Annotated in this window: 14 protein-coding genes and 2 tRNA genes; 14 read left to right on the top strand and 2 right to left on the bottom strand. The window is 53.9% G+C overall.

Annotated elements, in window-relative coordinates; genetic code table 11:
* Positions 1–3: 3 nt before the first annotated feature.
* Genes M3668_RS00460 through M3668_RS00445 form a run of 4 tightly spaced genes read left to right on the top strand, consistent with a single transcriptional unit; the run spans position 4 to position 4,562 of the window.
* On the top strand, positions 4–945 hold the full coding sequence (locus M3668_RS00460; protein WP_251378877.1) for an ABC transporter permease: 942 nt from the start codon (positions 4–6) through the stop codon (positions 943–945).
* The gene (locus tag M3668_RS00455; protein WP_251378876.1) at positions 942–1,745 is read left to right on the top strand and encodes an ABC transporter permease; all 804 of its coding nucleotides are present in this window, start codon (positions 942–944) and stop codon (positions 1,743–1,745) included. The genes M3668_RS00460 and M3668_RS00455 overlap by 4 nt, the downstream gene beginning before the upstream one ends.
* Positions 1,742–3,304, top strand: coding sequence for a dipeptide ABC transporter ATP-binding protein (locus tag M3668_RS00450; protein ID WP_251378875.1), 1,563 nt, complete (start codon positions 1,742–1,744; stop codon positions 3,302–3,304). Before M3668_RS00455 ends, M3668_RS00450 begins: the two co-directional genes overlap by 4 nt.
* Positions 3,305–3,329: 25 nt before the next feature.
* Positions 3,330–4,562, top strand: a complete 1,233-nt coding sequence (locus M3668_RS00445) for an alkylhydroperoxidase domain protein (protein ID WP_251378874.1) — start codon at positions 3,330–3,332, stop codon at positions 4,560–4,562.
* Positions 4,563–4,664: 102 nt separating this feature from the next.
* On the opposite strand, the gene M3668_RS00440 is transcribed toward M3668_RS00445, so the two are convergent.
* Positions 4,665–4,738 (bottom strand) — tRNA-Gly (locus M3668_RS00440).
* Between the two features lie 188 nt (positions 4,739–4,926).
* Here M3668_RS00440 and M3668_RS00435 point away from each other — a divergent pair.
* The 10 genes from M3668_RS00435 to M3668_RS00390 all read left to right on the top strand — a co-directional run bounded on the left by M3668_RS00435 (position 4,927) and on the right by M3668_RS00390 (position 14,206).
* Positions 4,927–5,001, top strand: a tRNA-Pro gene (locus M3668_RS00435).
* Positions 5,002–5,120: 119 nt separating this feature from the next.
* Positions 5,121–6,428, top strand: coding sequence for a trigger factor (gene tig / locus M3668_RS00430; RefSeq protein WP_251378873.1), 1,308 nt, complete (start codon positions 5,121–5,123; stop codon positions 6,426–6,428).
* 222 nt (positions 6,429–6,650) lie between these two features.
* Positions 6,651–7,655 (top strand): siderophore ABC transporter substrate-binding protein, encoded by a 1,005-nt coding sequence (locus tag M3668_RS00425; RefSeq protein WP_251378872.1) that lies wholly within the window; start codon positions 6,651–6,653, stop codon positions 7,653–7,655.
* A 76-nt stretch (positions 7,656–7,731) separates the two neighbouring features.
* Complete coding sequence (locus M3668_RS00420) at positions 7,732–8,718, top strand: ABC transporter permease (RefSeq protein ID WP_251378871.1); 987 nt, start codon at positions 7,732–7,734, stop codon at positions 8,716–8,718.
* On the top strand, positions 8,711–9,775 hold the full coding sequence (locus M3668_RS00415) for an iron chelate uptake ABC transporter family permease subunit (RefSeq protein ID WP_251378870.1): 1,065 nt from the start codon (positions 8,711–8,713) through the stop codon (positions 9,773–9,775). The genes M3668_RS00420 and M3668_RS00415 overlap by 8 nt, the downstream gene beginning before the upstream one ends.
* A complete protein-coding gene (locus tag M3668_RS00410) occupies positions 9,772–10,527 on the top strand; it encodes an iron ABC transporter ATP-binding protein (RefSeq protein ID WP_251378869.1) in 756 nt (251 codons plus the stop codon). Before M3668_RS00415 ends, M3668_RS00410 begins: the two co-directional genes overlap by 4 nt.
* Positions 10,528–10,710: 183 nt before the next feature.
* The gene (locus M3668_RS00405; RefSeq protein WP_285835620.1) at positions 10,711–11,334 is read left to right on the top strand and encodes an ATP-dependent Clp protease proteolytic subunit; all 624 of its coding nucleotides are present in this window, start codon (positions 10,711–10,713) and stop codon (positions 11,332–11,334) included.
* A 32-nt stretch (positions 11,335–11,366) separates the two neighbouring features.
* Positions 11,367–12,044 (top strand): ATP-dependent Clp protease proteolytic subunit, encoded by a 678-nt coding sequence (locus M3668_RS00400; protein WP_251378868.1) that lies wholly within the window; start codon positions 11,367–11,369, stop codon positions 12,042–12,044.
* Between the two features lie 234 nt (positions 12,045–12,278).
* A complete protein-coding gene (gene clpX, locus M3668_RS00395; protein WP_251378867.1) occupies positions 12,279–13,565 on the top strand; it encodes an ATP-dependent Clp protease ATP-binding subunit ClpX in 1,287 nt (428 codons plus the stop codon).
* Positions 13,566–13,582: 17 nt separating this feature from the next.
* On the top strand, positions 13,583–14,206 hold the full coding sequence (locus tag M3668_RS00390; protein WP_285835619.1) for a mycothiol-dependent nitroreductase Rv2466c family protein: 624 nt from the start codon (positions 13,583–13,585) through the stop codon (positions 14,204–14,206).
* Between the two features lie 244 nt (positions 14,207–14,450).
* On the opposite strand, the gene M3668_RS00385 is transcribed toward M3668_RS00390, so the two are convergent.
* Positions 14,451–15,896, bottom strand: coding sequence for an LssY C-terminal domain-containing protein (locus tag M3668_RS00385; protein WP_251378865.1), 1,446 nt, complete (start codon positions 15,894–15,896; stop codon positions 14,451–14,453).
* Between the last annotated feature and the right edge of the window lie 84 nt (positions 15,897–15,980).

Below are 15,980 nucleotides of genomic sequence, written 5' to 3'. Positions count from 1 at the left end.
CCAATGAAAAGCACACAAGTATTACTGAGGGTAGGGCAAGCGATACTGGTTTTGCTGGCAGCATTCACCCTTGCCTTCATCCTGCTCACAGCATTACCCGGAGATGCGGTCACTACCCGTTACTCCAACCCTGAACTGGGTTTGTCAGAGGCTGAAGTTTCCCAGATTAGGGAATCCTACGGCCTAGATCAGCCCCTGATTATTCAGTACTTTATGACGCTAGCCAATTTTTTGACGGGTAACTTTGGATACTCTGTTAATTCAGGCACCGCAGTCAGCAATCTGATGAAATCAGCGCTGCCAGGTACCCTAACTCTGGCTTTCTTAGCCTTCGCTGCGTCCATAGTGCTAGCTTTTTGCATTGCATTTGCCTCGACGTTGCCTGGACAGGGCTGGCTCAGGCGCACGGTCAGAGCACTTCCGGCCTTCATGAGTTCAATCCCCAGTTTCCTCATCGGTATCGTGCTCATTCAGATGATCTCCTTCCAGCTCGGCTGGGTACCTGTCTACGGTGCAAGCAACCTACAGGACCTTATTCTGCCCGTGCTCACCCTAGCCGTTCCCATCTCAGCCCCGCTTGCGCAAGTGCTGGTCCGCAGCATCGATGAAGTGTACACCCAACCCTTCGTGCAGGTTATCCGAGCCAGGGGAGCTAGCGAACGGTGGATCTTCTTCCACAATGTGCTGCGCAATGCCATGATGCCCGCTATCACCATCGCCGGGGTTCTTTTTGGCGAACTGGTCAGCGGGGCCGTGGTCACTGAAGCCGTCTTTGGACGCGCCGGGCTAGGAAACCTTACCGTGCAAGCTGTTGCTAACCGAGACACCCCTGTCCTGCTCGCAGTAGTTGTCACCGCAGCTACCGCCTACATCATCATTAATCTCATCGTCGATCTGCTCTACCCGGTCCTCGACCCCCGATTGTGCAGGAAGGCAAACTCATGAAAACTGCCTACACCAAACCCACAGCACTTCTTGCTTACCTTATTTTGGCGACAGCCATCCTGTGGTCACTAGCCCCGGGCCTCTTTACGCAGGGGGATCCCATTATCGGTGATGATCGAGCCCTGCTAGCACCCAGCGCCACCCACTGGTTTGGCACAGACTCCGTGGGTAGAGACCTCTATACCAGGGTGATCTACGGAGCACGCAACTCACTGCTAGGCGCTCTAGTCGCCGTCCTCGTTGGCCTCATCATCGGTACCTCCCTTGGTGTCATTGCAGGCACCTTACGCGGTAAAGCAGAGACAATTATCATGCGAATAGTCGACGTTCTGCTCTCCATCCCATCTTTGCTCCTGAGCCTTGCCGTCCTCATCCTGCTCGGTTTCGGCACCATGAACGCAGCCATCGCTGTAGGTGTTACCTCGATTGCAATGTTCGCACGGCTGGTGCGCTCCCAGGTGCTGTCCGTGGTCTCAAGCGACTACGTTGAAGCAGCCTATGGAGTAGGTTCCACCCGCACCGCCGTCCTCATCAGACATGTCCTGCCCAACTCCCTAACCCCGGTTCTGGCTCTGGTTGCCCTGCAATTCGCCTCGGCCCTGCTTCAACTGGCAACTCTAGGGTTTCTGGGCTACGGCACCCCGCCGCCCACTCCGGAATGGGGGCTACTCATTGCAGACTCCCGCGCCTACCTCGCCACCAGCTGGTGGCTGACCCTGCTACCCGGTGCTGTCATCGTTGCCGTTGTGCTAGCTGCAAACCATATCAGCCACATCATTAATCAGGAGGGGCAAGTATGAGCCTACTCAACGTTACCGACCTCAACGTCAGCTACACCGCCTCATCGGGTACAGTTCAGGCTGTTCACGGAATTAATCTGACCGTAGAACGCGGCCAAACCACCGCGATTGTGGGGGAATCTGGCTCCGGTAAATCAACCAGCGCCCTGGCAATCATCGGCTTGCTGCCAGATAACGCTTCAGTATCAGCAGGTGCCATTACACTCATCGACCAGCCCGTGACACCTGTTATGAGGGGGAAAAGGGTAGGGCTGATTCCCCAAGACCCAACAAACTCCCTCAACCCCACCAAAACCATCGGTGAATCTGTGGCTGAAGGTTTGAGAATTCACGGCCATGCTGATGTGAAATCTAAGGTATTAAGACTGCTTGAAAAAGTGGGTATTGATCAACCCGAAAGACGCTACAAGCAGTACCCCCATGAGTTATCGGGTGGCATGAACCAGCGCGTCCTCATCGCAGCGGCACTCGCTCTCGAGCCAGATCTGTTGATCGCCGATGAACCAACCAGTGCCCTCGATGTGACCGTGCAGAAGGTAATCCTTGATCTTCTAGACCAGATGCGTGAAGAGCTGGGCATCGGAATTCTACTGATTACCCATGATTTGGCGGTTGCTGGGGACAGAGCCCACCGCATCGTCGTCATGCAACAGGGAGCAGTCGTTGAAGAAGGTCTTGCAGCTCATGTCTTAGCCAACCCGCGGCAGCCCTATACCCAGCGGCTACTTGCCGATGCTCCCTCACTAGCCACCGGCTCACAGGCTCCTCTTAGACCCTCTACTAGAGAAGGGGAGATCATACTCAGCGTCGAAAATCTGGGGCAGGTCTATGGCAACTTTACCGCTTTAGAAGGTTTGAGCTTCGAGGTTACCCGGGGGAGCACCCACGCTATCGTAGGGGAATCAGGTTCGGGTAAAACGACAGCGGGCCGAGCCATTGCTGGCTTGCTCACACCGTCCTCAGGGCAGATTACCCTGGATGGCGTGAAGCTAAAGCCCTCTCGTGCCCTCCGCCAAAAAGTGCAGATGGTATACCAAAACCCCTACTCATCACTGAACCCGCGGCAGACTATAGGTAAGGCCATTGGCGAGGGGCTGGGGAATTTTACTAATCTTACGAAGAAGCAAATCCAACAAAGGGTTCAGGACTACCTAGAACTTGTCTCGTTGAGCCCCGAGCTAGCCAATCGCCGTCCGCGGGAACTTTCAGGTGGGCAACGCCAGCGAGTTGCAATTGCCAGAGCGCTTATTCTTGAACCCGATGTGGTGGTATTGGATGAAGCGGTTTCAGCGCTGGATGTAACCGTTCAGGCACAAATCCTGCGCTTGCTTGAAAAGCTTCAGCAAGAGCTTGGACTGACCTACCTCTTTATTTCCCACGATTTAGCTGTGGTGCGTCAAATATCGGATACCGTGACGGTGATGAGCCGGGGGCAGCAGGTAGAGCACGGAGAAACCGCCCACGTCTTTACCAACCCTCAGTCAGACTTCACCCGCACCTTGCTCGGGGCAATTCCAGGTGCTAGCTATCGTCACGGCAACTACAACCTGGGGCTCTAAGAAGCAACGGCTAAGAGGATACAAAATGGATATTATTAACTTCTTATCAGGCACAGACCTTGCTGAACGCAATGATCGGCTCCAGGCAAAAGACAATGCCCAACTTAGTTTTGAGGTACTTTTGGAGGGAGAGTTGCCAGAACGCTACGCTGTCGCAGCGTTTGTTGCTGGTCTGCACAGGTCCCCAGTAGCTGAATTTTATTTTGATCTTCTAGGCGATGAAAACCCAGGCCTGATGCAACCTGTGGCTGAGGCTGTAGCTGCCGGTTTGGACACCTGGGGTAGCGGACCGTCAGAGCAGGGGCAGGCACGATGGTTCTCAGCCGCAACCCTACCTCATGCCGATTCTCTGGGCCAGCGACTCGTCGCTGCACTGGATTTCTCCCACTTCCTCGTCTTTCACCCTGTTGATAGCACCCCGGAGCGGCTAGCGGCTTTGGCCAAGGTTTTTACTGAAGACGAGACCGTTACTCTGGCTCAGTTGATTTCTTTTCTGGCCTTTCAGCTGCGAGTGGTGCACGGGCTAGTCGTGCTGGACGGGCGAGAGACTGCACCGTTACCGGCCCCTGCCTCCACTGCACCTGCTATTACCGTGGCCAGTGATGAGGGTAGCGCACCCACGGCACTAACTGGGGGAGTGTATGAGGTGCTGACCTACCCCCATCTGGTGGAACCTAGCCACTTTGTACACCATTCATTGGGCTGGAAACCCTGGGTGCCAATCCTGGGCGAAGATGAACTGACGGAAGCGCACCTGGAGGCCATGATTCTTCCGGAACGCGCTAAATCAGCCTATTTCAGGCTATTAGCCAGGGACCCTCAAGCGCTCAAAGCACGAACCTTGACCGACTTCGATATCTTTTACAACATTGACACCGGAATTGGGCGGGCTGAGCGGGAGCTTGCTGCGACTGTTGCTTCGCGGCTCAACGGTTGCATCTATTGCGCTTCTGTTCATTCGGCTCGTACCCTCGAAGAATCAACAGGTAGGGTTGCTGACGTAGAGCGGCTGCTGGACCAGGGTGTTGGAGCTGATCTGGGGTCAGATACCTGGAATGCTATCCGTGATACTACCGTTGCACTGACTCGCACCCCCATCGATTTCGGGCAGCGCCATGTGCATCAGCTGAAGGCATTAGGGCTTGAGACCGGCGACATGATTGACATCATTAACGCTGCTGCCTTCTTTAACTGGGCTAACCGGCTGATGCTATCTTTGGGTGCCGCAGAAGTACCGCGCCGTTTCCGAAACCACTAGGTGCCCCCTCTAGCTGTAGGGGTGCATCTTCGCCTACCGCTCAACTGCGTTGTTCTACAAGGCGAAAAGACCCGGTGAGCGTTACAGCTACCGGGTCTTAGGTGGAGGGGATGACGGGAATCGAACCCGCGTAATCAGTTTGGAAGACTGAGGCTTTACCATTAAGCTACATCCCCGAATATTCAGTTATATCCTCGAAGGACTTGTTCAAGTAAACACGCATTTGGGACACATGTCAAATGCTGATGATGTTGTTTTAGGGGGTGTGATTGACCGGTTGAAAGACACGCTGAGAGCATAACCAAAACCTGGGTTAGGTAAAACTGCAGTGAACAGGTAAACTCGTATTTGCTTCCGTGCAAAACGGGGTGTGGCGTAGCTTGGCTAGCGCGCCTGCTTTGGGAGCAGGAGATCGCAGGTTCGAATCCTGTCACCCCGACGTGAATAACGCGAGACCCGCCGGAAACGGCGGGTCTTTTGCTTTATTCCCGCAAACCAAGATATATCACCGCTCAAACCCGAGCTGTGGTCCCATCAATTATCAGGAGATCAACGGACGTGAAGACTGCCGTCGAGAAGATCAACCCGACCCTCGCAAAGATTGAGGTCGAGGTCCCCTTCGCTGAGTTCAAGCCTTACCTTGACCGCGCTTACAAGACCCTGGCAGGACAGATTAATGTTCCCGGCTTCCGTAAGGGCAAGACCCCCAAGGCTCTCATCGAGCAGCGTGCAGGCTTCGATTTCATCGTTGAAAACGCACTGAACGAGGCGCTGAACAGCTACTACTCACAGGCTCTGGCCGAGAACGAACTGACCCCCTTGGCCCAGCCTGAGCTGGATATCATTTCCAAGCCTGAAGAGGATGCTCGCGAAGCTGACCTCCACCTAGCCATCGAGGTCACCGTTCGCCCCGAAATTGAGCTCCCCTCCTATGAAGGTATCAAGGTTGAGGTTGCAAACGTAGAGGTTTCAGAGGACGACGAAAAGCAGGCACTGGATGCCCTGCGCGGTCGCTTCGGCACCCTCAAGACCGTTGAGCGTCCCGCCGCTAACGATGACTTCCTGACCATCAACATCGCTGCTGAAATCGACGGTGAAGAGGTTGACGCTGCTAACGACCTGTCCTACCAGGTTGGCTCAGGCACCATGCTAGATGGCCTGGATGAAGCTGTTCTGGGTCTCTCCGCTGACGAAGACGCTACCTTCACCACCAAGCTGGCCGGCGGCGAGCACGCCGGGGAGGAAGCAACCGTCAAGGTTAAGGTCTCCGCTGTTAAGGAACGTGAACTGCCCGAGGCAGACGACGACTTCGCTCAGTTGGCATCAGAGTTCGACACTATCGACGAGCTGAAGGCTGACTTGGCTAAGCAGGCCGCAGAATCAAAGGTTGCTGAGCAGGGCTCAGAGGCTCGCGACAAGGTTCTGGAAGCTCTGGTTGAGCTTGTTGAGATTCCCGTGCCTGAGAAGGTTATTGATGAGCAGGTGGAGCAGCACTTTAGCGCTCCCGGTTCAGAGGACGACCACGACAGCGAAGAGCACCGCGCTGAGGTTCGCGAAAACACCATCGCGGCTTTCAAGAACGAAATCATCCTTGATGCTATTGCTGAGAAGGAAGATGTATCCGTTGAGCAGTCAGAACTCATTGACTACATCATCACCATGTCACAGCAGTACGGTATGGACCCCAACCAGTTCGCTCAGATGCTGGATGGTTCCGGTCAGTCCGGCATGATTGTCGGCGAGGTTCGCCGTTCAAAGGCTCTGGCTGCAGTTCTCGCCAAGGCTGAGGTTAAGGACGCCGACGGCAAAGCTGTTGACCTGACCTCATTCCTGGGTCAGAACGAAGAGGCTGCTTCCGCTGAGTAGTCCCACCTAGCGTTTCAAGCTAACGAGAAAACGCCCCCACCGCTACATCGGGTGGGGGCGTTTTCTCATCAAATCGGTGCGATAATTGATTAGGTTACAAAAATATGACGTAAAGAGGGCTTTTTGTTTGAAATAGGTTTACCTTACTTGTAAGGTTAGGTGGGACTTACTTCGATGACGGGGTGGGCCTGGCCCTGATAAAAACACCACAAGGAAACCTACGTGAAGCAGAACTCTTTCTCTCTCATTGCAGTCACCACAGTGCTAGCGCTGGCGCTGGCTGGCTGCGGCGCCAATACTGCCTCTTCTGAATCATCGGCTGACACTTCTGCAAGTTCTTCAGCTCAAACCGCTCAGGAGATCACGATTACCGACAATTACGGTGAGGTGACTGTCTCTCAGCCCGTGCAGAAAGTGGCTTCCACTGATAATAGGACTTTCGAAGTGCTTGATGCCTGGGGTATTGACCTTGTAGCCGCCCCTGTTCCCCTCATTCCTTCAACGGTTGAAAACTATAAAAATAACCCAGATATTACTGATATCGGAACTCACCGCGAGCCCAATCTTGAATTGCTGGCTGCTGAAGAGCCGGATCTCATTATCAACGGTCAGCGTTTTACCGACTACTACGAAGAGATCAAAACTCTCAACCCCCAGGCGGCTATTATTGAGCTAGAGCCTCGAGAGGGTGAGCCTCTGGAGGCTGAACTTAAGCGTCAGGTTACTACTCTGGGTGAAGTTTTTGGCAAGCAGACTGAAGCTGAGCAGCTGATTGCTGATTTTGATGCCGCTCTCAAGCGCGCTAAGGACGCTTACGACGGCGAATCAACGGTCATGGCAGTTAATGTTTCCGGTGGAGAAATCGGTTTCATCGCCCCCAGTAAGGGCCGCACCTACGGCCCAATTTTTGACCTCCTTGACCTCAAGCCAGCTCTTGAAGTAAATGATTCCAGTGATAACCACCAGGGCGATGACATATCTGTTGAAGCAATCGCTGAGGCCAACCCGGATTGGCTCCTCGTGCTGGACCGCGACGCCGGGGTGAGCAGCGTCGAAAGTGCAGAACCTGCAGCCGATGTGATTGCAGCCAACGCAGCACTTGCTAATGTGACAGCGGTGAGCAAGGGCAATTTGCAGTACGCTCCTAAGGATACCTACACCAACGAATCAATCATCACCTACACCGAGATTCTCAACGATATCGCAGATAAGTTTGAAGCGGCTTAGTAGGCAGTTTCAGCCCTAGACCCAAGAAAAAGGAGTCACCCACACCGAGCGTGCGGGGTGACTCCTTGAGGCATTTATGACGACGATAACTAGTAACCGAGCTAAAAGCACCCGTGCGCCACTTTTTGATACTAAACTGCTGATTGGCCTACTGGTCGTTCTTGCTCTACTCGCGGTCTCCTTGCTAACGGGGGAGTATGACATTTTTGGGAAGTCTGATGGATCCCAGATGTTTGCCAATACCCGTATACCGCGCACGATTGCGCTGGTACTGGCAGGAGCAGCTATGGCTATGAGCGGGCTGGTCATGCAGATGCTCACTCAAAATAAATTTGTGGAGCCAACTACCACGGGCACCACTGAATGGGCAGGGCTGGGGCTACTTTTTATGCTCTTTTTCTTCCCGGCGTCCACGGTGTTACAGCAGATGATGGCTGCGGTTTTCTTTGCCTTTATTGGTTCTATGGTCTTCTTCCTCTTTCTACGCAGGGTTTCGCTACGTTCTTCTCTCATCGTGCCGATTGTGGGAATAATGTTGGGTGCGGTGGTCAGCTCGTTTTCAACCTTCTTTGCCTTGCAGACCAACCTTTTGCAGAACCTGGGCGTCTGGTTCGCCGGTAGCTTTACCTCGGTAATCCGCGGTCAGTACGAGGTCTTGTGGGTAGTCCTTGCCGTGGTAGCGGTTATCTTTTGGTATGCGGACCGGCTGACGGCTGCCGGCCTAGGGGAAGAATTCGCCACCAACGTTGGGCTCAACTACGCCCGTATCATGCTGGTTGGTACCGTACTTATTGCGGTAGCCACCGGAGTGGTGACAGTTGTTGTTGGTTCTCTACCTTTCCTCGGGCTGATCGTGCCCAATATGGTCAGCATCTTTCGTGGAGATGATCTGCGCTCAAACCTTCCCTGGGTGGCACTGACGGGCGTTGGTGTGGTTACTGTCTGTGATCTCATTGGCCGTCTTATCATCGCACCCTTCGAGATACCTGTCTCTGTCATCTTGGGCATTGTTGGTGCTCTGGTCTTTATCTTCCTGATTATGAGGGGACGCCGACGTGTATAAGAAACCTGCCACGCGCCGCCTACTACCCGTCCGATCTTTATCAGCGCCAAAGTCTTACCGCAGTGCTGGTGCCTTCAGAACCCTCGGTGCAGCTCGCCGCTATTGGATTATTCTGGCCGTACTCGGGGTCATTGCTGTACTAGCTGCCTTTGGTTTACTCGCCTATAAGAATCCTTTTGAAACGGGGAGCCAGAAATGGTGGTTGATTGCCGAACGCCGCGGCAACGCACTCATTGCGATGGGAATAGCCGCCGTCTGCCAGGCAGTAGCAACCATTGCCTTTCAGACGGTGACCAACAACCGCATCATTACTCCAGGCATCTTGGGCTTCCAGGCTCTTTACACTGCTATTCACACAGCTACCGTCTATTTTGCAGGGGTTACAGGGCTGGTTGCTGCTCGGACGCTCGACACCTTCATCTTCCAAACCATCATGATGGTAGCCCTCAGCCTGTTGATTTACTCCTGGCTGCTGACCGGTAAACACGCCAATATGCACGTCATGCTTCTGGTAGGAGTTGTTATTGGGGGCGGGCTTGGCTCGGTATCAACCTTCATGCAGCGAATGCTGACCCCCAGCGAATTCGATGTGCTCACTGCCCGCCTCTTTGCTTCGGTCAATAATGCTGAACCCGAGTATTACCCCATCGCTGTTCCACTGGTGTTGGTCAGCGTCCTGATTCTCTGGGCAAAATCCCGCACCCTCAATACCCTCAGTTTAGGTGCCCCTGCGGCAACCAATCTCGGGATTTCCTATCGCCGCCAAGCAATTGTGGTTCTTGTCCTGGTCTCTGTGCTCATGGCAGTTTCTACAGCCCTCGTTGGCCCCCTTACATTCCTGGGTTTCCTTGTGGCTACGATGACCTACCAGGCAGCAGACACCTTTGATCACCGTTATCTTTTCCCCATGTCTATCCTGCTTGCCTTCGCCACCCTGGCAGCTGCTTACTTCATCATGAACCACATCTTCTCAGCTCAGGGTGTTGTAGGTATTATCATCGAACTGGTCGGCGGTATCGCCTTCCTCATCATTATTCTCAGAAAGGGCAAACTGTGATCACCCTCGAGCAGGTCGCCAAATCCTACTCATCAGAAACCAGTATCGGGCCCGTTGATCTCAGCATCCCAGCCGGGGGCATCACCGCCCTGGTGGGCCCCAACGGCGCGGGCAAATCCACTCTTCTTACCATGATGGGGCGCCTTCTCGATATTGAAACCGGCACCATCACCGTCGGCTCTTTTGACATTGCCTCCACTAAATCAAAAGACCTGGCTAAGGTTCTCTCCATCCTGCGCCAGGAAAACCACTACGTCACAAAACTCACCGTGCGTCAGCTCGTAGGGTTTGGCCGCTTCCCCTACAGCAAAGGGCGCCTGACCCGGCAGGATGAAGAGATCATCTCCCGCTACATCGACTTCCTTAACCTCACTCAACTAGAGCACCGCTACTTAGAAGAGCTCTCCGGAGGTCAGCGTCAACGTGCCTATGTAGCCATGGTGCTCTGCCAGGAAACAGAATACGTACTGCTGGATGAACCGCTCAATAACCTCGATATCTCGCACTCAGTGCAAATGATGAAGCACCTGCAGGCAGCCGCCCGTGAATTTGGCAGAACCATTATCGTGGTACTTCACGATATTAACTTTGCCGCCCGCTACGCCGACCACATCTGCGCCATCAAGGACGGCAAACTAGCTGCTTTTGGCACGGTCGGAGAAATCATGCAACCGGAGCTACTGACCGAAATCTTCAACACGGAAATCGAGGTTCTCCAGGGCCCTAGCGGCCCCATCGCCTGCTACCACTAGAGGGGACGCAGGGTGTCACTGGGTATGTTTGTTCGCCCAGAGCGGTCACAAAAGGTACCGCTACATGCCATCAGCGAACTGAGCCCCTTTTACCCCTCGCGCCGGCGTTTTTAGCGATAATCTGAATGTCAAGAAAATCTTTGGTGCCCACCCGGCACCTGACCCGATTGAGGAGCTGACTTTATGTCATTCAACCTTCCCGCAGCAACGCAGGTACCGGTGATGGAAACCCCCATGGGCGGCCAGGACGACTACGTCTACAACCGTTTGCTCAAGGAACGTATTATTTGGCTGGGATCAGAGGTGCGTGACGATAATGCCAACCGCATCTGTTCACAGCTTCTCTTGCTTTCGGCAGAAGACCCCGAAGCTGATATTTACCTTTACATCAACTCACCCGGTGGTTCAGTCACCGCTGGCATGGCTATCTACGACACCATGCAGCTGATTCCCAATGATGTGGTCACCGTTGTCACTGGTATGGCTGCTTCCATGGGCCAGTTCCTGCTGACCGCAGGAGCTCCCGGTAAGCGCTACTCAACCCCCAACGCCCGCATTCTCATGCACCAGCCCTCCGGCGGCATTGGTGGTACAGCATCTGATATCCGCACTCAGGCCCAGCTCATTCTTGACATGAAGAAGCGCCTTTCCCAGATTACCGCTGAGCGCACCGGTCAGAGCTTAGAGACCATCCTGCGCGATAATGATCGCGACAACTGGTTCACCGCTGAAGAGGGCCTGGAATACGGCTTCTTCGACAAGATTCTTGACCGCATCGGCCCCGCAACCAGCGCCACCGATCAGTAACCGGCAACTTTAGTTTTTTCAGGAGAACACCAATGATTCACCTTCCCTCATCTACCGCGCCTGCCGGTATGCCCACCGACCGATACGTGTTGCCTAACTTTGAAGAGCGCACCCCTTACGGCTACAAGCGCCAGGATCCCTACGCTAAGCTGTTTGAGGACCGCATTATCTTCTTGGGTGTACAGGTGGACGACGCGTCAGCTGACGATATTATGGCCCAGCTGCTGGTTCTGGAGTCGCAGGACCCTGATCGCGACATCACCCTTTACATCAACTCACCCGGTGGTTCCTTCACCGCGATGACCGCTATTTACGACACTATGCAGTACATCCGCCCTGAAATTCAGACTGTTTGCCTGGGTCAGGCCGCTTCTGCGGCGTCAGTTCTGCTGGCTGCGGGTACCCCTGGCAAGCGTCTGGCACTTCCCAACGCTCGCGTGCTCATTCACCAGCCTGCTCTTTCAGGTCAGCAGGGTGGCCAGGCGTCTGACATTGAAATTCACGCCAATGAAGTGATGCGCATGCGTGAGTGGACTTCAGAAACTCTTGCACTGCACTCTAACAAGACCTTTGAAGAGGTCGACAGGATTATTGAGCGCGACCACATCCTCACGGCTTCGGGGGCTAAGGAGTTTGGCATTGTTGACCAGGTGCTCGAATCCCGTAAGGCAGTAAAGCCCACCTTCAACACCGCTAAGAAGCACGACTAAGAACTCATAGCTTTTCAGTGGCCAGGACGCCGCCTACCGCACCCACCAGCATTGGTCGGGTCACCGGTAGGCGGCACCCTTTTTAGGTCAAATACAAAACCTACGTGGTGTGGGCTAAGAAGTTATTCACTTATCTTCATCTAAACGTAATATTGCAACGGTGTCAGCAGTCTTGGGTCTATCCCCATTAAGGGGTAGATTAGGAGTGATATACACGAGGAAAGGCGGAGTTCGATGGCGCGTCTCGGCGACAGTGCGACACTTCCTAAATGCTCATTTTGCGGTAAGAACCAGCGACAGGTGCGAAAGCTCATCGCTGGGCCGAATATCTACATCTGCGATGAGTGCATTGAACTGTGCAACGAAATCCTCGAAGAAGAGCTGGCCGAGGTAAAAGACCTAGGCGCCACGGTAGAGTTACCAACACCCCGCGAAATTTTTGACCACTTGCAGGAATATGTCATTGGGCAAGAGGCTGCGAAGAGAGCCCTATCTGTAGCTGTTTACAACCACTACAAGCGAATCCGCGCCCTGAGTGCCCCTGCCTTTGATGCGCAAGAAATCCTTGCCACTGAAGGTGAAGATGTTGAAATCGCTAAGTCTAATATTCTCTTAGTTGGACCTACGGGCTCAGGTAAGACCTACCTTGCTCAGACCCTGGCTAAAAAACTTGATGTTCCTTTCGCTGTTGCCGATGCGACCTCGTTAACGGAGGCAGGCTATGTCGGTGAGGATGTCGAGAACATTCTGCTCAAACTTATTCAGGCTGCAGATGGTGATATTGAGAAAGCGCAGCGCGGTATTATCTACATCGATGAGATTGATAAAATCTCGCGCAAGGCAGATAACCCCTCTATCACTCGTGATGTTTCAGGTGAGGGGGTGCAGCAGGCGCTGCTGAAAATTCTTGAAGGCACCGAGGCTTCTGTGCCGCCCCAGGGTGGCCGTAAGCACCCACAGCAAGAGCTCCTGCGTATTAATACTTCAAATATTCTCTTTATCGTGGCTGGTGCTTTTGCCGGTATCGAAGAGATAGTAGGCGGACGCGTTGGCCGTAAGGGAATTGGCTTTGGAGCTTCCATCGAACAAGCCTCCAAGGATTCAGACATCCTCACTAAGCTGATGCCCGAGGATCTCCTTAAATTTGGGTTAATCCCAGAATTCATTGGCCGCCTCCCGGTACTTGCCACCCTAGGCAAACTGACTGAAGAAGACCTGGTTGCCATTCTGACTCAACCCAAGAACGCACTGGTCAAGCAGTACAGGCGCATGTTTGCCCTCGATGACGTTGAGCTGATTTTTGAGGACGCCGCCATTGAGGCTATCGCTCGTCAGGCAACGGCAAGGGATACCGGCGCTCGCGGACTGCGTTCCATTATGGAGAACCTCTTGCAACCAGTCATGTTTGATATTCCCAGCCGTCAGGATGTCACCGCTGTCATCATTGATGAAGCGGTGGTGCTGGGGGAAAAGGACCCCATTCTGGTGGTCGAAAAAGATGTTGAAAAGAAATCTGCCTAATCATGAAAGAAGAAGTTATGGCTCAGAATACTGTTGATTTTTGGTTTGATCCTACCTGCCCCTGGTGCTGGATGACCAGCCGTTGGATTAAGGATGTGGAGAAGCTCCGTGATATTTCGGTGACGTGGCACCCCTTCTCACTCGCTGTTCTCAATGAGGGTAGAGATCTTGACCCCGGCTACCGCAAGCACGTTGATAACACCTGGGGCCCAGCACGTGTATCAACCGCCGTGGCGGAGCAGTACGGACAAGAAAAGTTGGACGAACTATACACGGCACTGGGTGAGCAAATTCATCACCAGAAGAACACGGAAGGCACCTACTTTGAGAAGGCTATTGACGCTGCTTTAGCAGCTGTCGGTCTTCCAACAGAGTTAAGCCAGGTTGCCTTCACCGAAGAATACGACGAGCAGATGCGCGCCTCGACACGTCAGGGGCTGGATGCTGCTGGTGGCGACGATATCGGCGTCCCCTTGATGAGCATCAATGGGGTGACTTTCTTTGGACCTGTCATGAGCCCGGCGCCTACGGGCGAAGAAGCTGGCAAGGTTTTTGATGCAGCTGTCACTCTGGCTGGGTACCCCGGTTTCTACGAAATAAAGCGCCCCCGAAAGGTTGGCCCCATTTTTAACCAGAAGTAGAAGTTTCAGTGGCGAGATAACGCAAGCTTAAGCGCCAGATCAGCTTAAGGCTACTGCCATCACCCTCTACGGGCTAACCGTCTGCCCCCAACTTTGAAGAACTCACAGGAGCTCTGGGCCGCCACAGGCTCGGGGCTTCCTGCGTGTATATCACCAATCTCGATACAGTTGACCGTGAAATACTTGAGCAGCTAGTTATTCAGTCACGGACAGCTGATAGTGAGGGTTACTCTGCCTCAGGCTGCTAGCTAGCGCTGTTTGCTTTCTGCTGACGTCGGCCACGCCGGGTTTCAGTGGCGTTATGCGTGTAGTTGACCGCTCCGTCATCGGTGAACTCAATGAGTGCAAAGACGTGGACCGCCATCAGAACGTAGACGGCGTAGAGCGTACTGACAGAAGCCTGGCCGGTGAAAACGGTAATGGCATTAATGACGAAAGAAACGCTCAGCAGGGCTAAGAGAACCTTGCGGGCACGCCGACGCCCCCGAATCACAGCAGCTGAGAGGATAACCTGAACCAGTGCGAGGGTCACTAGCGCACCAATGAGGGTGATATCGGCATATTGGTTGGTGAAATCAGCGAGGGCAACATCTCTTTCGCCCAGTAGGGTAAGGGACGACGCAGTGTAATCAGGCAGGTGCAACAGACCCAAGCCCAGCTGAATCAGCGCTAAGACGCCCACACAAGCCGCAGCGGCCCAGACACTGAGCGGTGCCTGCTCCGCGAGTTGCCAGGGTGTGCGGTGGTAAGAGTAGCGGGACTCTTCATGGTGATCGTGGATTTCCATAGCCTCTTCGACAACATCGTGCACATCTAGAATGGGCAAGTGACCATCGGTGATGATGTTATCTCCGCCGCCGTTGCGTGAATGGTAACCGGTCGAGAAATCCTTGATGACATCAAGTGAGGTGCTTGAGGGATGGCAATAACGCACTGTATCGACCACATAGTCACGTTCTTTATCGGTTTCAGCATCAATCTTGTGAGTCACTTGGAAAGTGAAGAGGGAAAGACCGACGGACCGGTCGTAGGTAGCGGCAGCTAGCCAGTCAACCTCAGCACCACCGGGCAACTTCCAATCTGCCGGAGTCTTCCAGAACCTAATATGATGGCGCTTGCTAGGGGAGCCGTCAACTTCCTGCTGGTAGGCGAAATCCTCTTTGCGGTTGAAGAGGAAAAGTGGTGAAACCGGTGCCGTAGGGTAGGGGAGACGGCGGATGGTTCTGATAATGATCCGCCAGGAAGAAGCCAAAGTAACCGGTTCCGCTTTGTGCCAGCCGGCATTTTTCATGGCACGGTGAACGTCTACTGACTCGCCCTGAAAAGCCAGATTGACGGGGTCCCCCAAGAGACCGTCGTTAGTGCGGGTGCGGCCAATAAAGTAGCTGGGCACATAAAGGGTGGTGAGGATTCTGTGCAGCCGTGGCAACGTCATGTAGGCGGCGATACCCCAGAAAACAAGAGCTAAAAGGATTCCCCACCAGCTGTGCTGCACCGCGTCCACCAGGGCCACGATAGCCAGCCATGCAGAGGCAAGCCCAGCGAAGACAAAGAAGAAATGATCCAACCAGCTTCCATCAACCCGGCGGTCTGCCTGTGTGAAGGGGTGCAGAAGATTGCTGGGATTGCTGTCATTTCCACCACGGTAGACGGGGTAGCCAGAATCGAAGGGACGCCGAGTGGTGGGCACGCTACTCCTCAACGGTTGAGCTTGATAGTTAGGGTGTACCCATTCTACCGGGGCAGTAAATGGGAATACTCCTATAAAAGGCGC

The sequence above is a fragment of the Rothia sp. P100 genome (assembly GCF_023712425.1).
GTDB lineage: Bacteria > Actinomycetota > Actinomycetes > Actinomycetales > Micrococcaceae > Rothia > Rothia endophytica.
The sequence above is the reverse complement of the archived record's forward strand: the minus strand, read 5'-3'. Positions and strand labels throughout refer to the sequence as shown.

Coding starts and splice junctions, on each gene's coding strand:
- M3668_RS00460 (WP_251378877.1), top strand. CDS start 4: ATGAAAAGCACACAAGTATTACTGAGGGTAGGGCAAGCGATACTGGTT.
- M3668_RS00455 (WP_251378876.1), top strand. CDS start 942: ATGAAAACTGCCTACACCAAACCCACAGCACTTCTTGCTTACCTTATT.
- M3668_RS00450 (WP_251378875.1), top strand. CDS start 1,742: ATGAGCCTACTCAACGTTACCGACCTCAACGTCAGCTACACCGCCTCA.
- M3668_RS00445 (WP_251378874.1), top strand. CDS start 3,330: ATGGATATTATTAACTTCTTATCAGGCACAGACCTTGCTGAACGCAAT.
- M3668_RS00420 (WP_251378871.1), top strand. CDS start 7,732: ATGACGACGATAACTAGTAACCGAGCTAAAAGCACCCGTGCGCCACTT.
- M3668_RS00405 (WP_285835620.1), top strand. CDS start 10,711: ATGTCATTCAACCTTCCCGCAGCAACGCAGGTACCGGTGATGGAAACC.
- M3668_RS00400 (WP_251378868.1), top strand. CDS start 11,367: ATGATTCACCTTCCCTCATCTACCGCGCCTGCCGGTATGCCCACCGAC.
- clpX (WP_251378867.1), top strand. CDS start 12,279: ATGGCGCGTCTCGGCGACAGTGCGACACTTCCTAAATGCTCATTTTGC.
- M3668_RS00390 (WP_285835619.1), top strand. CDS start 13,583: ATGGCTCAGAATACTGTTGATTTTTGGTTTGATCCTACCTGCCCCTGG.